Below are 15,673 nucleotides of genomic sequence, written 5' to 3' on the forward strand. Positions count from 1 at the left end.
CGCGGCACGACGGGGACGGCGCGAGGCGCCGTCCCCGTCGTCGTACCCTGGACGGCATGACCAGGACGTTCGAGGTGCGCACCTTCGGCTGCCAGATGAACGTGCACGACTCCGAGCGTCTGCGCGGCTCGCTGCTGGACGCGGGCTACGCCGAGGCCGAGGGCGACGAGCCGGACCTCATCGTGATCAACACGTGCGCGGTGCGCGAGAACGCCGACTCGCGCCTCTACGGCACGCTCGGCCACCTCGCGAAGACGAAGCGCGAGCGCGACGGGTTCCAGATCGCCGTCGGAGGCTGCCTGGCGCAGAAGGATCGCGGCACCATCCTCGACAGGGCGCCATGGGTCGACGTCGTCTTCGGCACGCACAACCTCGGCTCGCTGCCGACCCTGCTGGAGCGCGCACGGCACAACGACGCCGCGCAGGTCGAGATCCTCGAGTCGCTCGAGACCTTCCCGTCGACGCTGCCCACGAAGCGCGAGTCGACCTACTCGGGCTGGGTCTCGATCTCGGTCGGCTGCAACAACACGTGCACGTTCTGCATCGTGCCTGCCCTGCGCGGCAAGGAGCGCGACCGGAGGCCGGGCGAGATCCTCGCCGAGCTCGAGGCGCTCGCCGCCGAGGGCGTCATGGAGGTGACGCTCCTCGGCCAGAACGTGAACTCGTACGGCGTCGAGTTCGGCGACCGCCTCGCGTTCGGCAAGCTGCTGCGGGCGGCGGGGGAGATCGACGGCATCGAGCGCATCCGGTTCACGAGCCCCCACCCCGCTGCGTTCACCGACGACGTCATCGACGCGATGGCCGAGACCGACGCCGTCATGCCGCAGCTGCACATGCCGCTGCAGTCGGGCTCGGACCGCATCCTGAAGGCGATGCGCCGCTCGTACCGCTCGGCGCGCTTCCTCGGGATCCTCGACCGGGTGCGCGACCGCATCCCGGACGCTGCGATCACCACCGACATCATCGTGGGCTTCCCCGGCGAGACCGACGAGGACTTCGAGGACACGCTGCGCGTCGTCGAGCAGTCGCGGTTCTCGTCGGCCTTCACGTTCCAGTACTCGATCCGGCCCGGCACGCCTGCGGCGACGATGCCCGACCAGGTGCCGAAGGCCGTCGTGCAGGAGCGCTTCGAGCGTCTCGTCGCGGTGCAGGACCGCATCTCGGCGGAGGAGAACCAGCGGCAGGTGGGTCGCACGGTCGACGTGCTCGTCGCGTCGGGCGAGGGCAGGAAGGATGCGGAGACCCATCGCGTCTCCGGTCGCGCGCCGGACCATCGGCTCGTGCACCTGGCTCCGGGCGAGCACGCCCTGCGCCCGGGCGACGTCGCCACCGTGACGATCACGCGTGCAGCGGCCTTCCATCTCGAGGCGGACGCCGGGCCCGTCGCGGTGCGACGCACGCGCGCGGGCGACGCGTGGGATCTCGCGCAGGCGGAGTCGTGCGGGGTCCCTGTGAGCCCCGGCACCCCGCGCGACGCCGTGCCTGTGCGCCTCGGCATGCCGACGCTGCGCGCCTGATGCTCGCGATCGTCGGCGCGACGGGCACCGGCAAGTCGCAGCTCGCGCTCGACGTCGCCGCGGCGCTCGCCGAGGGCGGTCGCGCGGCCGAGGTCGTGAACGCCGACGCCATGCAGCTCTACCGGGGCATGGACGTCGGCACCGCGAAGCTGTCGCTCGCCGAGCGCCAGGGCGTGCCGCATCACCTCATGGACGTGCTCGACGTCACGGACGATGCGAGCGTCGCGTGGTACCAGCCGCGGGCGCGCGCGGCGGTGACGGCGATCGAGGCGCGCGGCGCCGTGCCGATCCTGGTCGGCGGCAGCGGCCTGTACGCCTCGAGCGTGCTCGGGCCGCTCGACTTCCCCGGCACCGATGAGCGGCTGCGCGCGGCGCTCGAGGCCGATCTCGAGCGCGATGGCGCCGCGGCGATGCATGCGCGGCTCGCGGCCGTCGACGCGCGCGCCGCCGAGGCGATCGGTCCGTGGAACGGTCGCAGGCTCGTGCGCGCGCTCGAGGTGGTGACGTCGACGGGCGAGCCCTTCCCCGTCGGCCTGCCGGACGTCGCGCCCGGCACGACGATCGTGCACGTGCGGCGCGAGCGAGCGACGCTCGTGGAGGCCCTCGACGCGCGGGTCGAGGGGATGTGGCAGCGCGGCATGCTCGACGAGGTGCGCGCGCTCGTCGACGCCGGGCTCGAGCGCGGCACGACGGCGCAGGCGGCGATCGGCTACCGGCAGGCGCTCGACCAGCTGCACGGCCGCGTCGATCGCGACGCCGCGGTCGCCGAGACGCAGCGGCTCACGCGCCGCTACGCACGCAGGCAGGTGTCGTGGTTCCAGCGCTATCCCGCGATCGACGTCGATGGGCCCGTGGGCGCGGAGCGCATCGCGGCGGGGCTCCTCGCCGACGGCTGAGCGCGTCGCCGGGCGGCGTGCGCGGCTACGCTCGTCACCATGGTGGCGTTCGCGAAGGGTCATGGCACGGGCAACGACTTCGTGCTGATCGTCGACCCCGACGGCGAGCTGCAGCCCACGCCGGAGCAGGTGGCGGCGCTGTGCGATCGTCGGTTCGGCATCGGTGGCGACGGCCTCATCCTCGCGACGCGCACGGCGGCGATGCCGGAGCGCGAGCGCGCCCTCGGCCGCGGCGCCGAGTGGTTCATGGACTACCGCAACGCCGACGGCAGCATCGCCGAGATGTGCGGCAACGGCGTGCGCGTGTTCGCGCGGCTGCTCGAGGAGGAGGGGCTCGCCGACGTTCGCGAGCTCGTCGTCGGCACCCGCGCAGGCATCCGCCGCGTCCGCTCGATCGACGGCGGCTTCTCGGCGGATCTCGGCGCCGTGCGGCTCGTCGAGGGCGAGCCCCTCGTGCGTGCGCGCGGCCTCGAGGTGCCCCGGCCGGGCCAGCGCGTCGACGTCGGCAACCCCCACGTGGTCGTCGCGGTCGCCGACGACGACGAGCTCGCGGGCATCGACCTGCACGAGGCTCCCGTGCTCGAGCCCGTGGCCCCCGACGGCGCGAACGTCGAGCTCGTCGTCCCTCAGGGCATCTCCGGCGACGAGGGGCGCATCCGCATGCGCGTCCACGAGCGCGGATCGGGCGAGACCCTCTCGTGCGGCACGGGCGCGGTCGCCGCGGCGTTCGCCACGCGGCACTGGGCGGGTGGCGCGCCCGACCGCTGGCGCGTCGAGGTCCCGGGCGGCGTCGTGCACGTCGACGTCGACGTGCAGGCTGGCGGCGAGCACGCGTGGCTCTCCGGTCCTGCCGAGATCGTCTTCCGCGGGCAGACCGCGATCGTCTGACGATCGCCCGCCGCGTCAGTCCTCGACGCGCGTGACCTGCAGGATGCGGAACGTCTTCTTCGAGGTCCACCGCTCGGCGGCGAGACCCTCCTGCTCGTCGAGCCAGCGCAGCAGCGAGTCCGAGCCCAGGTGCTTCTGCACGACGAGCCATGCCGAGCAGCCGATCTCGAGCCGGGGGAGCCACTCGAGCAGCAGCGCGTGCAGGGCGGGCTTGCCGATGCGGATGGGCGGATTCGACCAGATCCCCTGGAAGCGAACGCCGGGCATCTCGTCGGGCAGCGACGCGGTCACGTTTGCTACGCTGACACGCTCGGCATTGCGCCGGACGAGGTCGACCGCCCTCGGATTCACATCCACCGCCCACACTCGCGCATCCGGTGCGCGGAGCGCGAGCGAGAGGGCGATCGGGCCCCAGCCGGCGCCGAGGTCGAGCAGGTCGCCGGACTGCGGTGGCTGCGGCGTCTCGTCGAGCAGCACGCTCGTGCCGACGTCGAGGCCGTCGCCGGAGAACACCCCGGGTGCCGTGAGCAGCGAGCGCTCGGCGCCGGCGAGCGCCACGCGCACCTCGCGCGTGGGGGCGTCGCCCTCGGCGGCGGAGAAGTAGTGGTCGGTCACGCACCGACCGTAGTGGAGGGAACAGCATGGCTGACGGCACCTCGCGCGTGGACCGCATCCTCGAGTGGGCGGATCCCGGTGACGAGCGGCTGCTCGAGCGCTCGGCGCAGGCGCTGCAGGCGGACGGCGCCGACGGCGAGTTCGACGGCGAGCAGCTCGACCGCGCCGACCGCGCCGCGCTGCGACGCGTCGGCGGCCTCCGCACCGAGCTCGAGGACGTCACCGAGGTCGAGTACCGGCAGCTGCGACTCGAGAACGTCGTGCTGGTGGGCGTGCACGCGGGTGGCGTCGTCGACGCCGAGAACTCGATGCGCGAGCTCGCGGCGCTCGCCGAGACCGCGGGCGCCGTGGTGCTCGACGGCGTGCTGCAGCGCAGGCCGACGCCCGACCCGGCGACGTACGTGGGGCGCGGCAAGGCTCAGGAGCTCGCCGCGCTCGTGCAGGAGACCGGCGCCGACACCGTCATCGCCGACACCGAGCTGGCGCCGAGCCAGCGCCGTGCCCTCGAGGACGTCGTGAAGGTCAAGGTCATCGACCGCACGGCCGTCATCCTCGACATCTTCAGCCAGCATGCGAAGAGCCGCGAGGGCAAGGCGCAGGTCGAGCTCGCGCAGCTCGAGTACCTGCTGCCGCGCCTGCGAGGCTGGGGCGAGTCGATGTCGCGCCAGGCGGGCGGTCAGGTCGGTGGCCAGGGTGCCGGCATGGGCTCGCGCGGACCGGGTGAGACGAAGATCGAGCTCGATCGTCGCCGCATCCGCAACCGCATGGCGCGCCTGCGCACGCAGATCAAGGGCTTCGCGCCGGCGCGACAGGCGAAGCGCGCGAATCGCGACCGCTTCGAGGTGCCGTCGGTCGCGATCGCCGGCTACACGAACGCCGGCAAGTCGAGCCTGCTCAATCGCCTGACGAACGCGGGCGTGCTCGTCGAGAACGCGCTGTTCGCGACGCTCGACGCGACCGTGCGTCGCACCGAGACCCCGGACGGCCGCCTGTACACGCTCGCCGACACCGTCGGCTTCGTGCGCAACCTGCCGCACCAGCTGGTCGAGGCGTTCCGCTCGACGCTCGAGGAGGTCGCGGAGTCGGACGTCATCGTGCACGTCGTCGACGCGAGCCACCCCGACCCGGCAGCCCAGCTCGCGACGGTGCGCGAGGTGATCGGCGAGACCGGGGCGCGCGACATCCCGGAGATCGTCGCCTTCAACAAGGCCGACCTCGTCTCGGACGACGACCTGCTCGTGCTGCGCGGTCTCGTGCCGACGGCGGTGTTCGTCTCGGCGCGCACGGGCATGGGCATCGACGAGCTGCGCGCGCGCATCGCCGAGGTGCTGCCGCGTCCGAGCGTGGCGATGTCGCTGCTCGTGCCCTTCGACCGCGGCGACGTCGTCTCGCGGCTGCACGACCGCTTCACGGTCGAGCACGAGCGCTACGAGGCCGAGGGGACGCGGCTCGACGTGCTCGTGACGCCGGACGTCGTCGACGGCCTCGAGGAGTTCTCGGTCGCCGGGTGAGGGCCGTCGCCGGGTGGGGCGACGCGACGCACGACGAGAGGGCCGCGCCCGGGACGAGTCCCCGGCGCGGCCCTCTCGCGTGGCGGCGGCAGATCAGACGGAGCGGAGCACGGCGACGACGCGACCGAGGACGACGGCCTGGTCGCCGAGGATGGGCTCGAAGGCCGAGTTGCGCGGCAGCAGCCACGTGTGGCCGTCGCGCTGCCGGAAGACCTTGACCGTCGCCTCCTCGTCGAGCATTGCGGCGACGATGTCGCCGTTCTCGGCGGTGGCCTGCTGGCGGACGACGACCCAGTCGCCGTCGCAGATGGCCGCGTCGATCATCGACTCGCCGACGACCCGCAGCATGAAGAGGTCGTCGCCGCCGCCGACGAGCGAGCGGGGGAGGGGGAAGACCTCCTCGACCTGCTGCTCGGCCGTGATGGGCACGCCGGCGGCGATGCGACCGACGAGGGGCACGTAGGCGGCGGCGTCGGTGTTGGCGGCGTCCGCGGGGTCGTCGGACTCGACGAGCACCTCGATGGCGCGGGGGCGCGCGGGGTCTCGACGGATGGCGCCCGCGAGCTCGAGCTGCCCGAGCTGGTGCGTGACGCTCGAGAGCGACGAGAGGCCGACGGCGTCGCCGATCTCGCGGTAGCTCGGCGGGTAGCCGCGCTGCTTCACGGACTGCTGGATGCAGCGCAGGATCGATGCCTGCTTCTCGGTGAGCTGTCGCTGTGCCATCGCCATCGTCCTCTCAACGGGACCGTGTCGGTGGTCACCGGTTGACTCTGTCCTGTTCGAAAGCGTATCCGACGGAGTCCTCCGAGGGGTACGAGTGTTCGAGCGTGTCGTCCGTGCTTTCGGGGCCATTGGGCCTCTTGACGAACGGATGATCCGAAGGTACGTTCGAATCATGGAACGCGGGTGCGACGCTCCCGGCCGAGCGCCGCACCCGCGATCCGATCCGAGAGGAACGAAGTCATGACCGCGATCGCCATGCATGTCCCGGCAGCCCGCTCGATGCCCGCCGTCGGTGCGAGCCGCCTCCGCCTCACCGTGCGCGGCCGCCGCGCCCTCGCCGTGCTCGTCGCAGCCCCCGTGCTCGCGCTCGGCGCGCTGGGCGTGCTGCAGTCGGCGACCGCGACCGCGGGCCAGCAGTCCGCGCCCGTCTCGTACGAGACGGTCGTGGTGCAGCCGGGCGAGACCCTCTGGTCCATCGCAGCCGTCGTCGCCCCCGAGATCGACCCGCGCGAGGTCATCGCCGACATCCAGCAGCTCAACGGCGTGGGCGGGGCGATCCAGCCCGGGCAGCAGCTCACGATCCCGGCCGAGTACACCCGCTGACGCCGAGCCCATCCGCTCCCGAGCGCCCCACCCCGTGCAGGGGTGGGGCGTTCGTCGTCTCGTCCGCGCGCACGCGTGCGCGCGCCTAGGCTTGACGCGTGGCCTCGCTCGACGACCTCCCGCTCCGCGCCGACCTCGTCGGACGCGTCCCGTACGGTGCCCCGCAGCTCGACGTGCCCGTGCGTCTCAACGTCAACGAGAACGCCTTCCCCGTCGATGACGCGGTGCTCGAGGACGTCGTCGCCTCGGTGCGTCGCGCGCTCGGCGACGTGCACCGCTACCCCGACCGCGAGTTCACCGAGCTGCGCGAGGCCTTCGCCGCGTACCTGGGCCACGGGCTCGGCCCGGAGTCGATCTGGGCTGCGAACGGGTCGAACGAGGTGCTGCAGAACGTGCTGCAGGCGTTCGGCGGCCCCGGCCGCTCGCTGCTGTCGTTCGCGCCCACCTACTCGATGTACCCGCTGCTCGCGCAGGGCGTGGGTGCGCACTACGTCGCGGAGCCCCGCGCCGCCGACTTCACCCTCGATGCCGAGACGGTCGTGCGCGCGATCGAGGAGCACGACCCCGACGTCGTGTTCCTCTGCGCCCCGAACAACCCGACGGGCACGTCGCTCGCCCTCGACGTCGTCGACGCCGCGTGCGAGGCGGCGCGCGGCATGGTGCTCGTCGACGAGGCGTACGCGGAGTTCGCGCACGACCGGTCGCAGACGGCGCTCGGCCTGCTCCCGCGCCACGACCGCCTCATCGTCTCGCGCACCATGAGCAAGGCCTTCGCGTACGCGGGCGTGCGGGTGGGCTACCTCGCCGCCGACCCCGCGGTCGTCGACGCGCTGCGGCTCGTGCGGCTGCCCTACCACCTGTCGGCGCTCACGCAGGCCGCCGCCCTCGCGGCGTTGCGCCACGCGCCGACCATGCTCGCGCGCGTCGACGAGCTCCGCGCGCAGCGCGATCGCATCGTCGCCGAGCTCTCGGCGATGGGGTTCGAGCCGTACCCCTCCGATGCGAACTTCGTCCTGTTCGGCGGGCTCGAGGATCCGCACGCCGCGTTCGAGGGGATGCTCGCCGACGGCGTGCTCGTCCGCGACGTCGGCATCCCGCACACCCTGCGCGTGACGGCGGGCACGCCGGCCGAGACCGACGCGTTCCTCGCCTCCGTGGTGCGCTTCGCGCCCTCCGCGCGACCGTAGGATCGTAGGCATGCGCACCGCACGCATCGCTCGCACGACGAGCGAGTCCTCCATCGAGCTCGAGCTCGACCTCGACGGCACGGGCACGAGCGAGATCTCGACCACCGTGCCGTTCTACGACCATCTGCTGACGGCCCTGTCGAAGCACTCGCTCATCGACCTGCGCGTCACCGCCTCGGGCGACACCGACATCGACGCCCACCACACCGTCGAGGACACCGCGATCTGCCTGGGCCTCGCGCTCGGCGAGGCGCTCGGCGACAAGGCGGGCATCCGCCGCTACGGCGACGCGACGGTGCCGCTCGACGAGGCGCTCGCGCGCGCGGTGGTCGACCTCTCGGGTCGACCGTTCCTCGTGCACTCGGGCGAGCCCGCCGGGTTCGAGCTGCACCGCATCGGCGGGCACTTCACCGGCTCGCTCGTGCGGCACGTCTTCGAGGCCATCGCCTTCAACGCCCGCATCACGATGCACGTCGAGGCGCTCGGCGGCCGCGACCCGCACCACGTCGCCGAGGCCGAGTTCAAGGCGGTCGCGCGCGCGTTGCGCGTCGCGGTCGAGCCCGACCCGCGCGTCTCGGGCATCCCCTCCACCAAGGGGGCGCTCTGAACCCCTCGGTCGCCCTGCTCGACTACGGCATGGGCAACGTGCACTCCGCCGCGAAGGCCCTCGAGGCCGCAGGTGCACGGGTGACCCTCACGGCGGACCGCGCGACGATCATGGAGGCCGATGGGCTCGTCGTGCCGGGCGTCGGCTCGATCGCGTCGTGCATGGCGGGCATCGATGCCGTGCGCGGTGGCGAGCTCGTCGGCAGGCGCCTGTCCGGGGGACGCCCGGTGCTGGGCATCTGCGTCGGCATGCAGGTGCTGTTCGAGACCGGTCTCGAGGGCGGTCAGGAGACGCAGGCGCTCGGCGAGTGGCCGGGCACGGTGCGCAGGCTCGAGGCCGACGTGCTGCCGCACATGGGCTGGAACACCGTCGAGGCGGGGGAGGGCTCGCAGCTGTTCGCGGGCATCGAGCACGAGCGGTTCTACTTCGTGCACTCCTACGCAGCGACGGAGTGGCTCATCGACCCGCATCCGCGCATCCGGCGTCCGATCACGACGTGGGCCGAGCACGGCGAGCGCTTCCTCGCGGCCGTCGAGAACGGCCCGCTGACGGCGACCCAGTTCCATCCCGAGAAGTCGGGCGAGGCGGGCGCGCGCCTGCTCGCGAACTGGGTGCGCACGCTCGGCAGCGAGTAGCATCCACGCGTCGCACGACCTACGAAAGCGAGCCATGACCGACTTCTCCCAGGCACCTCACCTGACGCTGCTCCCCGCCGTCGACGTCGCGGGCGGCAAGGCCGTGCGCCTCACGCAGGGCAAGGCGGGCACCGAGCAGTCGTTCGGCAGCCCCGTCGACGCCGCGCTCGACTGGGTGCGCCAGGGTGCCGAGTGGATCCATCTCGTCGACCTCGACGCCGCATTCGGCCGCGGCGAGAACCGAGCGTCGATCCGCAAGGTGATCAAGGCCGTGCGCGGCGACGCGCAGATCGAGCTGTCGGGCGGCATCCGCGACGACCGCTCGCTCGAGGCGGCGCTCGCCACCGGTGCGAAGCGCATCAACCTCGGCACCGCGGCGCTCGAGAACCCGGAGTGGACGGCGCACGTCATCGCCGAGTACGGCGACCAGATCGCCGTCGGCCTCGACGTCCGCGGCACGACGCTCGCCGCGCGCGGCTGGACGCAGGACTCGGGTGACCTCTGGGAGGTGCTCGAGCGTCTCGAGGAGGCCGGCTGCAGCCGCTACGTCGTGACCGACGTCACGAAGGACGGCATGCTGAACGGCCCGAACGTCGCGCTGCTCCAGCAGATCGCCGAGCGCACCGATCGGCCGATCGTCGCCTCCGGCGGCGTCTCGAGCCTCGACGACATCGCCGCGCTGCGCGAGCTCGTGCCGGTGGGGATCGAGGGCGCCATCGTCGGCAAGGCGCTCTACGCGGGCAACTTCACGCTCGCCGCGGCGCTCGACGTCGCCGGGAAGTGACGCCCGAGGGCGACTCCGCCGGGCGGCCGTGGGCCGGCCGCACGTTCCAGCATCACGACACGGCGTACGCGGGCGACGACGGCAGCGCACCTGAGGTGTTCCTCGCGGCGTCGGCGGCGCTGCGAGACGGCTCGGGCGATCTCGCGGGCGTCGTCGAGGCGCTGCGCGGGTCGCGCCTGCTCGTGCCGCTCGTGGCCGAGGCGGGGGAGACCGGCGTCGTCGACGGCCGCACCGTCGACAAGAGCCAGGAGCTCTCGATCGTGGCCGTCGCGGGCCCGGACGGCGCGCCCATCCTGCCGATGACGTCGAGCGCCGACGCCATGCGGGCGTGGCGCCCGGACGCGAGGCCCGTGCCGGCCTCCATCGAGCGCTGCGCGGCCGCGGCGCTCGAGGATGCGGGCCGCGTCGTCGTCGATCCCGGGTCGCCGACCGAGGTGGTGCTGCGTCGCAGCGCGCTCGCGGCGCTCCTGTCGGGTGAGGCGTGGATCGCGCCGCACCGGCATCCGCTCGTGCAGGCCGAGCTCGTCGCGCCGCTGCTGGCGATCGGCGGCGTCGAGGCCGTGGCGCTCGCCGACGCCGACCCCACGGCGAGGCTGCTCGGTCGTGAGCTCGAGGTGCGCGCGGTCGCGTCGCCCGGCGTGGACAGGGCGGCGGTGCAGGCCGCGTTCGAGCGCGTGGTCGCCGGCATCGGCGCGCGCCGGGATGCGTGGCAGGACGCCGTGACCGACGTCGCGATCGAGGTGGTGTGGCTCGCGCAGCCCACGCGCATCGCGTCGGGGCCTCATGTCGCGGTGTACCGGGCGCATCGACCTGCGCCCGGCGCGCCCATCAGGTGACGGGGCCGGTGTAGCGCTCGCCCGGGCCCTTGCCGGGCGCGTCGGGGATGGTGGAGGCCTCGCGGAAGGCGAGCTGCACCGAGCGCAGGCCGTCGCGCAGGGGGGCCGCGTGCACGCCGCCCACCTCGGGTGCCGCAGCGGTGACGAGGCCGGCGAGGGCGTTGATGAGCTTCCGCGCCTCGTCGAGGTCGAGCTCCCGCGCCGCGTCCGGGCCGTCGCCGAGCCCCAGCTTGACCGCGGCCGCGCTCAGCAGGTGGATCGCCACCGTGTTGATGAGCTCGACGGCGGGCACCTCTGCGATGTCGCGCGTCAGGTCGTCGTCCTGCACCGATGGTCTCCCTCGTGATGGAGGGCCCGTCGAGGACGGGCCTCTGCTATGCTGGCGGTTGGTCTGGGTTCGCCCAGGCCCATGGAAGTGGAGTCTCTCCCACCCGCAGCCGACTTCGAGGCTATCGGGTCCAGGTGCCCCGCCGGTGACGGCCGTGGGTGCCGAGCCGGTGCGCATGCGCGTTCCGAAGGCTCCTCCTCCGTGCCATCGATTCGAGCACCCAGGAGCTTCACATCAGCGATCCCCGCATCAACGAGCGCATCCGCGTCCCCGAGGTCCGACTCGTCGGCCCCAACGGCGAGCAGGTGGGCATCGTCGGCGTCGACGCAGCGCTGCGCCTCGCGCGGGAGGCGGACCTCGACCTGGTCGAGGTCGCTCCCGAGGCACGGCCGCCCGTCGCGAAGATCATGGACTTCGGCAAGTTCAGGTACGAGCAGGCGCAGAAGGCCAAGGAGGCGCGTCGCAACCAGGCGAACACGGTCCTCAAGGAGGTCCGCTTCCGCCTGAAGATCGACGAGCACGACTACGAGACCAAGCGCAAGCGCGCCGAGGGCTTCCTGCAGGACGGCGACAAGGTCAAGGCCATGATCCTGTTCCGCGGTCGCGAGCAGTCGCGTCCCGAGATGGGCGTGCGTCTGCTGCAGCGCTTCGCGGAGGACATCGCCGAGTGGGGCACCGTCGAGAACCGTCCGACGCAGGACGGCCGCAACATGACGATGATCGTCGGTCCGGTGCGGTCGAAGTCCGACGCGAAGGCCGAGCAGAACCAGGCCCGCCAGGAGCTCCGTCAGGCCGAGCAGGAGAAGCGTCGCGCCGCGGCCGAGGAGCAGGCTGCGCACCAGGCTGCCATCGAGGCGGCGCGTCCGGCTCGCGCTGTGGAGCCGGTGCGCGAGACGCGCGCCGCGCGCATCGCCAACCAGCAGGCTGCGTCGCGTCCGTCGCGCGGTCGTGACCGCGATCGCGATCGCGACGATCGTCCGCCGCGTCGCGACCGCGAGGACCGCGAGCAGCGGTCGTCCGAGCCGCGCGAGCCCCGCCCGCCCCGTTCGGGCTCGGGGGCGCCGGCGAGCGCGCCGCGCACGCCCGCTGCACGTCCGGGTGCCGCAGCCTCGGCTGCTGCCCGCATGCTCGCGGCGAAGCCCGCATCCGCTCCGGCAGCCACGCCGGACAGCGACTCCGCCGCTGCCAAGCCGGCAGCGGCCAAGAAGCCAGCCGCGACCCCTGCGAAGCCCGCAGGCCCCGCGGCGAAGCCGGCAGCGCCCGCTGCCGCCAAGCCCGCGGCCAAGCCGGCATCCCCTGCCGCCAAGCCCGCATCGAAGTAGGAGCATCCATGCCCAAGCAGAAGACGCACTCCGGTGCGAAGAAGCGCTTCAAGGTCACCGGCAGCGGCAAGATCCGCAAGCAGCAGGCCGGCATGCGCCACAACCTCGAGGTGAAGTCGTCGGTCCAGACGCGCCGCCTCAACAAGGACAAGGTGCTGGCGCCGGCCGACGCCAAGGTCATCAAGAAGCTGCTCGGCAACTGAGCCGGAAGACCCAAGGAGAACAGCAATGGCACGTGTCAAGCGGGCAGTCAACGCCCACAAGAAGCGTCGGGTCATCCTCGAGCGCGCCGAGGGCTACCGCGGCCAGCGGTCGCGGCTCTACCGCAAGGCGAAGGAGCAGGTCACCCACTCCCTCGTCTACTCGTACCGCGACCGTCGCGCCAAGAAGGGCGAGTTCCGTCGCCTCTGGATCCAGCGCATCAACGCCGCGTCGCGCCAGAACGGCCTCACGTACAACCGCCTCATCCAGGGTCTGAACCTGGCGGGCGTCGAGGTCGACCGCCGCATCCTCGCCGACCTCGCGGTCAACGAGCCGGCGACGTTCGCGTCGCTCGTCGCGACGGCGAAGGCGGCCCTGCCGGCCGACACGTCGGCTGCGAAGACGGCCGAGTAGACACCGACGTGATCGAGAGTCCGCGCCACGAGCGAGTGCGTGCGGCGTCGAGACTCCAGCAGCGAGCAGCCCGGTCCGAGACCGGGCTGTTCCTGTTGGAGGGCCCGAACGCCCTGCGCGAGGCGATCGCGGCGGATGCCGTCGTCGAGGCATTCGCGACCGAGGCGTTCATCGCGCGCCACCCGGAGCTCGTCGACGCCCTCGGCGCCGCGCTCGAGCCGGTGGGGGAGCGGGCGCTCGCCGCGATGAGCGACACCGTGCGGCCGCAGGGGGTCGTGGCGGTGTGCAGGCAGCAGCCGGCCTCGCTCGAGCGCGTGCTCGCGGGGGCATCCCTCGTCGCGATCCTCCACGAGGTGCAGGATCCCGGCAACCTCGGCACGATCCTGCGCGTCGCGGACGCCGCGGGTGCGGACGCCGTGGTCGTGACGCGCTCGAGCGTCGACCCCTACAACCCGAAGGTCGTGCGCGCGACGACGGGCTCGATCCTGCACGTCCCGCACGCGGTGGGCGTCACGACGGAGGATGCCGTGGCCGCGGCGCGCATCGCCGGCCTGCAGGTGCTCGCCGCCGACGTCTCGGGCGACGAGCTGACGTCGCCGGCGATCGCCGGGCGCCTGGGCGAGCCGACGGCGTGGCTGTTCGGCAACGAGGCACGCGGTCTCGACGACGCGACGCTCGCGCTCGCCGATGCCGCGGTGCGCGTGCCGATCTTCGGCCGCGCGGAGTCGATGAACCTCGCGACGGCTGCGTCTGTGTGTCTCTACCAGTCGGCCTTCGCTCGCCCTCGCGGCTGATCGGGCACGGCCGCCGCACGGCATGCAACGAAATCATCACCTTTCGGTGACGATCGCTCGCCTGCGTCCTGGGCGGTGCGTGGCGTGCGCTTGACTGAGTGCATGCAGCCCCTGGTCGAGATCGAGCACGTCGACAAGCACTACGGCGAGTTCCACGCGCTCAAGGACATCACCCTCACGGTCGACAAGGGCCAGGTCGTCGTCGTCATCGGCCCCTCGGGCTCCGGCAAGTCGACCCTGTGCCGCACGATCAACCGCCTCGAGACGATCACGTCCGGCGACATCCGCATCGACGGCACCACGCTGCCGAAGGAGGGCAAGGCCCTCGCGGCGCTGCGCTCCGACGTCGGCATGGTCTTCCAGTCCTTCAACCTCTTCGCGCACATGACGATCCTCGAGAACGTCACGCTCGGGCCCATCAAGGTCCGCAAGGTCGCGCGCAAGCAGGCCGAGGAGGAGGCGATGGCGCTGCTCGACCGCGTGGGCGTCGCGCACCAGGCCTCGAAGTACCCGGCGCAGCTCTCCGGCGGTCAGCAGCAGCGCGTCGCGATCGCACGCGCCCTCGCGATGAAGCCCAAGGTCATGCTCTTCGACGAGCCGACGTCGGCGCTCGACCCCGAGATGATCAACGAGGTCCTCGACGTCATGATCGGCCTCGCGAAGGACGGCATGACGATGATCGTCGTCACGCACGAGATGGGCTTCGCCCGCAAGGCCGCCGACCGCGTCGTGTTCATGGCCGACGGCGAGGTGCTCGAGGACCGCACGCCCGAGGAGTTCTTCACGAACCCGCAGACGGATCGTGCGAAGGACTTCCTCTCCAAGCTCATCACCCACTGACACCCCCTCGTACCACGCACCACGAAACAGCAAGGAGACGCGCCATGCGCATGACTCGCACCACGTCCGTGCTCGCCCTGACGGCAGCCGCGGCGATGCTCGTCGGCTGTGCCTCGGGCACGCCGGACAACCCCGGAGGATCGGGCGACGAGGGCGACGCACCGCTCTTCGAGGTCGCGGAGTCGGTCGAGCTCGAGGGCTCGCCCACGTACGACGCCATGGTCGAGGCCGGCGGCATCACCATCGGCGTCAAGGAGGACCAGCCCGGTCTCGGCTACCTCGACCCCGCGTCGGGCGAGCGCACGGGCTTCGACGTCGACATGGCCCGCTGGATCGCGGCGTCGCTCGGCTTCTCGGAGGACGAGATCACGTTCGAGTCCATCGCCTCCGCGAACCGCGAGCAGGCGATCGTGAACGGCGACATCGACTACTACGTCGGCACGTACTCGATCACCGACTCCCGCAAGGAGCAGATCGACTTCGCCGGCCCGTACTTCGTCACGGGCCAGGGCCTCCTCGTCGGCGCCGACTCGGAGGCGACGAGCATCGACGACCTCGAGGACGGCTCGACGGTGTGCTCGGCGACCGGCTCGACGCCGATCCAGAACATCCGCGACAACTACCCGCAGTTCGAGACGACCGAGTTCGACACGTACTCGCAGTGCGTCGAGGCGCTCATCAACGGCCAGGTCGACGCGGTCACCACCGACGAGGCCATCCTCATCGGCTACGCCGCGCAGGACCCCGACAACCTCCAGGTCGTCGGCGAGCCCTTCAGCGAGGAGCGCTACGGCATCGGCCTGCCCCTCGGCGACGACGCGCTGCGCACGTTCATCAACGACCTGCTCGAGGAGAACCCCGACACGTGGCAGGGGATCTACGACGCGAACCTGGGTGAGTCGGGCGTCGAGGGCGAGCAGCCCGAGGTCGACCGCTACTGATCCGAGTCGTGCGGCGGCGGGTGCGTCCCGC

19 protein-coding genes are annotated in these 15,673 nt (G+C 72.3%); 16 read left to right on the forward strand and 3 right to left on the reverse strand.

Annotated elements, in window-relative coordinates; translation table 11 throughout:
* The first annotated feature begins 56 nt into the window (after window positions 1-56).
* Genes miaB through dapF form a run of 3 tightly spaced genes read left to right on the forward strand, consistent with a single transcriptional unit; the run spans window position 57 to window position 3,301 of the window.
* A complete protein-coding gene (gene miaB / locus ACFQPP_RS14185) occupies window positions 57-1,517 on the forward strand; it encodes a tRNA (N6-isopentenyl adenosine(37)-C2)-methylthiotransferase MiaB (protein WP_376917294.1) in 1,461 nt (486 codons plus the stop codon).
* On the forward strand, window positions 1,517-2,413 hold the full coding sequence (miaA, locus tag ACFQPP_RS14190; RefSeq protein ID WP_376917295.1) for a tRNA (adenosine(37)-N6)-dimethylallyltransferase MiaA: 897 nt from the start codon (window positions 1,517-1,519) through the stop codon (window positions 2,411-2,413). The genes miaB and miaA overlap by 1 nt, the downstream gene beginning before the upstream one ends.
* Window positions 2,414-2,452: 39 nt before the next feature.
* A complete protein-coding gene (gene dapF, locus ACFQPP_RS14195; protein WP_376917296.1) occupies window positions 2,453-3,301 on the forward strand; it encodes a diaminopimelate epimerase in 849 nt (282 codons plus the stop codon).
* Window positions 3,302-3,316: 15 nt separating this feature from the next.
* On the opposite strand, the gene ACFQPP_RS14200 is transcribed toward dapF, so the two are convergent.
* The gene (locus tag ACFQPP_RS14200; protein ID WP_376917297.1) at window positions 3,317-3,916 is read right to left on the reverse strand and encodes a class I SAM-dependent methyltransferase; all 600 of its coding nucleotides are present in this window, start codon (window positions 3,914-3,916) and stop codon (window positions 3,317-3,319) included.
* A gap of 26 nt (window positions 3,917-3,942) precedes the next feature.
* Between ACFQPP_RS14200 and hflX the strand changes: the two genes are divergently transcribed.
* Window positions 3,943-5,427 (forward strand): GTPase HflX, encoded by a 1,485-nt coding sequence (gene hflX, locus ACFQPP_RS14205; RefSeq protein ID WP_376917298.1) that lies wholly within the window; start codon window positions 3,943-3,945, stop codon window positions 5,425-5,427.
* A 93-nt stretch (window positions 5,428-5,520) separates the two neighbouring features.
* Here the strand turns inward: hflX and lexA are convergent, their stop codons facing one another.
* A complete protein-coding gene (lexA, locus tag ACFQPP_RS14210; RefSeq protein ID WP_376917299.1) occupies window positions 5,521-6,150 on the reverse strand; it encodes a transcriptional repressor LexA in 630 nt (209 codons plus the stop codon).
* Between the two features lie 240 nt (window positions 6,151-6,390).
* Between lexA and ACFQPP_RS14215 the strand changes: the two genes are divergently transcribed.
* The 6 genes from ACFQPP_RS14215 (at window position 6,391) to ACFQPP_RS14240 (ending at window position 10,802) form a co-directional block, all read left to right on the forward strand.
* The gene (locus ACFQPP_RS14215) at window positions 6,391-6,753 is read left to right on the forward strand and encodes a LysM peptidoglycan-binding domain-containing protein (RefSeq protein ID WP_376917300.1); all 363 of its coding nucleotides are present in this window, start codon (window positions 6,391-6,393) and stop codon (window positions 6,751-6,753) included.
* 98 nt (window positions 6,754-6,851) lie between these two features.
* Complete coding sequence (locus tag ACFQPP_RS14220) at window positions 6,852-7,940, forward strand: histidinol-phosphate transaminase (protein WP_376917301.1); 1,089 nt, start codon at window positions 6,852-6,854, stop codon at window positions 7,938-7,940.
* A 10-nt stretch (window positions 7,941-7,950) separates the two neighbouring features.
* Window positions 7,951-8,547: an imidazoleglycerol-phosphate dehydratase HisB gene (gene hisB / locus ACFQPP_RS14225; RefSeq protein WP_376917302.1), complete on the forward strand. Its 597-nt coding sequence runs from the start codon at window positions 7,951-7,953 to the stop codon at window positions 8,545-8,547.
* The gene (hisH, locus tag ACFQPP_RS14230) at window positions 8,544-9,182 is read left to right on the forward strand and encodes an imidazole glycerol phosphate synthase subunit HisH (RefSeq protein WP_376917339.1); all 639 of its coding nucleotides are present in this window, start codon (window positions 8,544-8,546) and stop codon (window positions 9,180-9,182) included. Before hisB ends, hisH begins: the two co-directional genes overlap by 4 nt.
* 34 nt (window positions 9,183-9,216) lie before the next feature.
* A complete protein-coding gene (priA, locus tag ACFQPP_RS14235; protein WP_376917303.1) occupies window positions 9,217-9,966 on the forward strand; it encodes a bifunctional 1-(5-phosphoribosyl)-5-((5-phosphoribosylamino)methylideneamino)imidazole-4-carboxamide isomerase/phosphoribosylanthranilate isomerase PriA in 750 nt (249 codons plus the stop codon).
* Window positions 9,963-10,802, forward strand: coding sequence for an SseB family protein (locus ACFQPP_RS14240; RefSeq protein WP_376917304.1), 840 nt, complete (start codon window positions 9,963-9,965; stop codon window positions 10,800-10,802). The genes priA and ACFQPP_RS14240 overlap by 4 nt, the downstream gene beginning before the upstream one ends.
* Here the strand turns inward: ACFQPP_RS14240 and ACFQPP_RS14245 are convergent.
* Window positions 10,795-11,130 carry a DUF1844 domain-containing protein gene (locus tag ACFQPP_RS14245; protein WP_376917305.1) on the reverse strand — a complete coding sequence of 112 codons (336 nt, stop codon included), beginning with the start codon at window positions 11,128-11,130 and terminating at the stop codon, window positions 10,795-10,797. The two genes, ACFQPP_RS14240 and ACFQPP_RS14245, sit on opposite strands and share 8 nt — an antisense overlap.
* Window positions 11,131-11,288: 158 nt before the next feature.
* Between ACFQPP_RS14245 and infC the strand changes: the two genes are divergently transcribed.
* From infC to ACFQPP_RS14275, 6 genes are all read left to right on the forward strand, one after another.
* Window positions 11,289-12,452: a translation initiation factor IF-3 gene (gene infC / locus ACFQPP_RS14250; RefSeq protein WP_376917306.1), complete on the forward strand. Its 1,164-nt coding sequence runs from the start codon at window positions 11,289-11,291 to the stop codon at window positions 12,450-12,452.
* Window positions 12,453-12,460: 8 nt separating this feature from the next.
* Complete coding sequence (gene rpmI / locus ACFQPP_RS14255; protein ID WP_376917307.1) at window positions 12,461-12,655, forward strand: 50S ribosomal protein L35; 195 nt, start codon at window positions 12,461-12,463, stop codon at window positions 12,653-12,655.
* 25 nt (window positions 12,656-12,680) lie between these two features.
* A complete protein-coding gene (gene rplT / locus ACFQPP_RS14260; protein WP_376917308.1) occupies window positions 12,681-13,067 on the forward strand; it encodes a 50S ribosomal protein L20 in 387 nt (128 codons plus the stop codon).
* Window positions 13,068-13,075: 8 nt separating this feature from the next.
* Window positions 13,076-13,861 carry a TrmH family RNA methyltransferase gene (locus tag ACFQPP_RS14265; RefSeq protein WP_376917309.1) on the forward strand — a complete coding sequence of 262 codons (786 nt, stop codon included), beginning with the start codon at window positions 13,076-13,078 and terminating at the stop codon, window positions 13,859-13,861.
* A 102-nt stretch (window positions 13,862-13,963) separates the two neighbouring features.
* Window positions 13,964-14,701 carry an amino acid ABC transporter ATP-binding protein gene (locus ACFQPP_RS14270; protein WP_376917310.1) on the forward strand — a complete coding sequence of 246 codons (738 nt, stop codon included), beginning with the start codon at window positions 13,964-13,966 and terminating at the stop codon, window positions 14,699-14,701.
* Window positions 14,702-14,745: 44 nt separating this feature from the next.
* Window positions 14,746-15,642, forward strand: a complete 897-nt coding sequence (locus ACFQPP_RS14275) for a glutamate ABC transporter substrate-binding protein (RefSeq protein WP_376917311.1) — start codon at window positions 14,746-14,748, stop codon at window positions 15,640-15,642.
* Window positions 15,643-15,673 lie beyond the last annotated feature (31 nt).

It is taken from the genome of Agrococcus sp. GCM10030265, assembly GCF_042666675.1.
Classification (GTDB): Bacteria; Actinomycetota; Actinomycetes; order Actinomycetales; family Microbacteriaceae; genus Agrococcus.

Excerpts from the sequence above, each read along its gene's own strand:
- hisB (WP_376917302.1), top strand. The coding sequence starts at position 7,951 with ATGCGCACCGCACGCATCGCTCGCACGACGAGCGAGTCCTCCATCGAG.
- ACFQPP_RS14270 (WP_376917310.1), top strand. The coding sequence starts at position 13,964 with ATGCAGCCCCTGGTCGAGATCGAGCACGTCGACAAGCACTACGGCGAG.
- rpmI (WP_376917307.1), top strand. The coding sequence starts at position 12,461 with ATGCCCAAGCAGAAGACGCACTCCGGTGCGAAGAAGCGCTTCAAGGTC.
- ACFQPP_RS14275 (WP_376917311.1), top strand. The coding sequence starts at position 14,746 with ATGCGCATGACTCGCACCACGTCCGTGCTCGCCCTGACGGCAGCCGCG.
- miaB (WP_376917294.1), top strand. The coding sequence starts at position 57 with ATGACCAGGACGTTCGAGGTGCGCACCTTCGGCTGCCAGATGAACGTG.
- miaA (WP_376917295.1), top strand. The coding sequence starts at position 1,517 with ATGCTCGCGATCGTCGGCGCGACGGGCACCGGCAAGTCGCAGCTCGCG.
- priA (WP_376917303.1), top strand. The coding sequence starts at position 9,217 with ATGACCGACTTCTCCCAGGCACCTCACCTGACGCTGCTCCCCGCCGTC.
- hflX (WP_376917298.1), top strand. The coding sequence starts at position 3,943 with ATGGCTGACGGCACCTCGCGCGTGGACCGCATCCTCGAGTGGGCGGAT.
- rplT (WP_376917308.1), top strand. The coding sequence starts at position 12,681 with ATGGCACGTGTCAAGCGGGCAGTCAACGCCCACAAGAAGCGTCGGGTC.
- lexA (WP_376917299.1), bottom strand. The coding sequence starts at position 6,150 with ATGGCACAGCGACAGCTCACCGAGAAGCAGGCATCGATCCTGCGCTGC.
- dapF (WP_376917296.1), top strand. The coding sequence starts at position 2,453 with ATGGTGGCGTTCGCGAAGGGTCATGGCACGGGCAACGACTTCGTGCTG.
- ACFQPP_RS14215 (WP_376917300.1), top strand. The coding sequence starts at position 6,391 with ATGACCGCGATCGCCATGCATGTCCCGGCAGCCCGCTCGATGCCCGCC.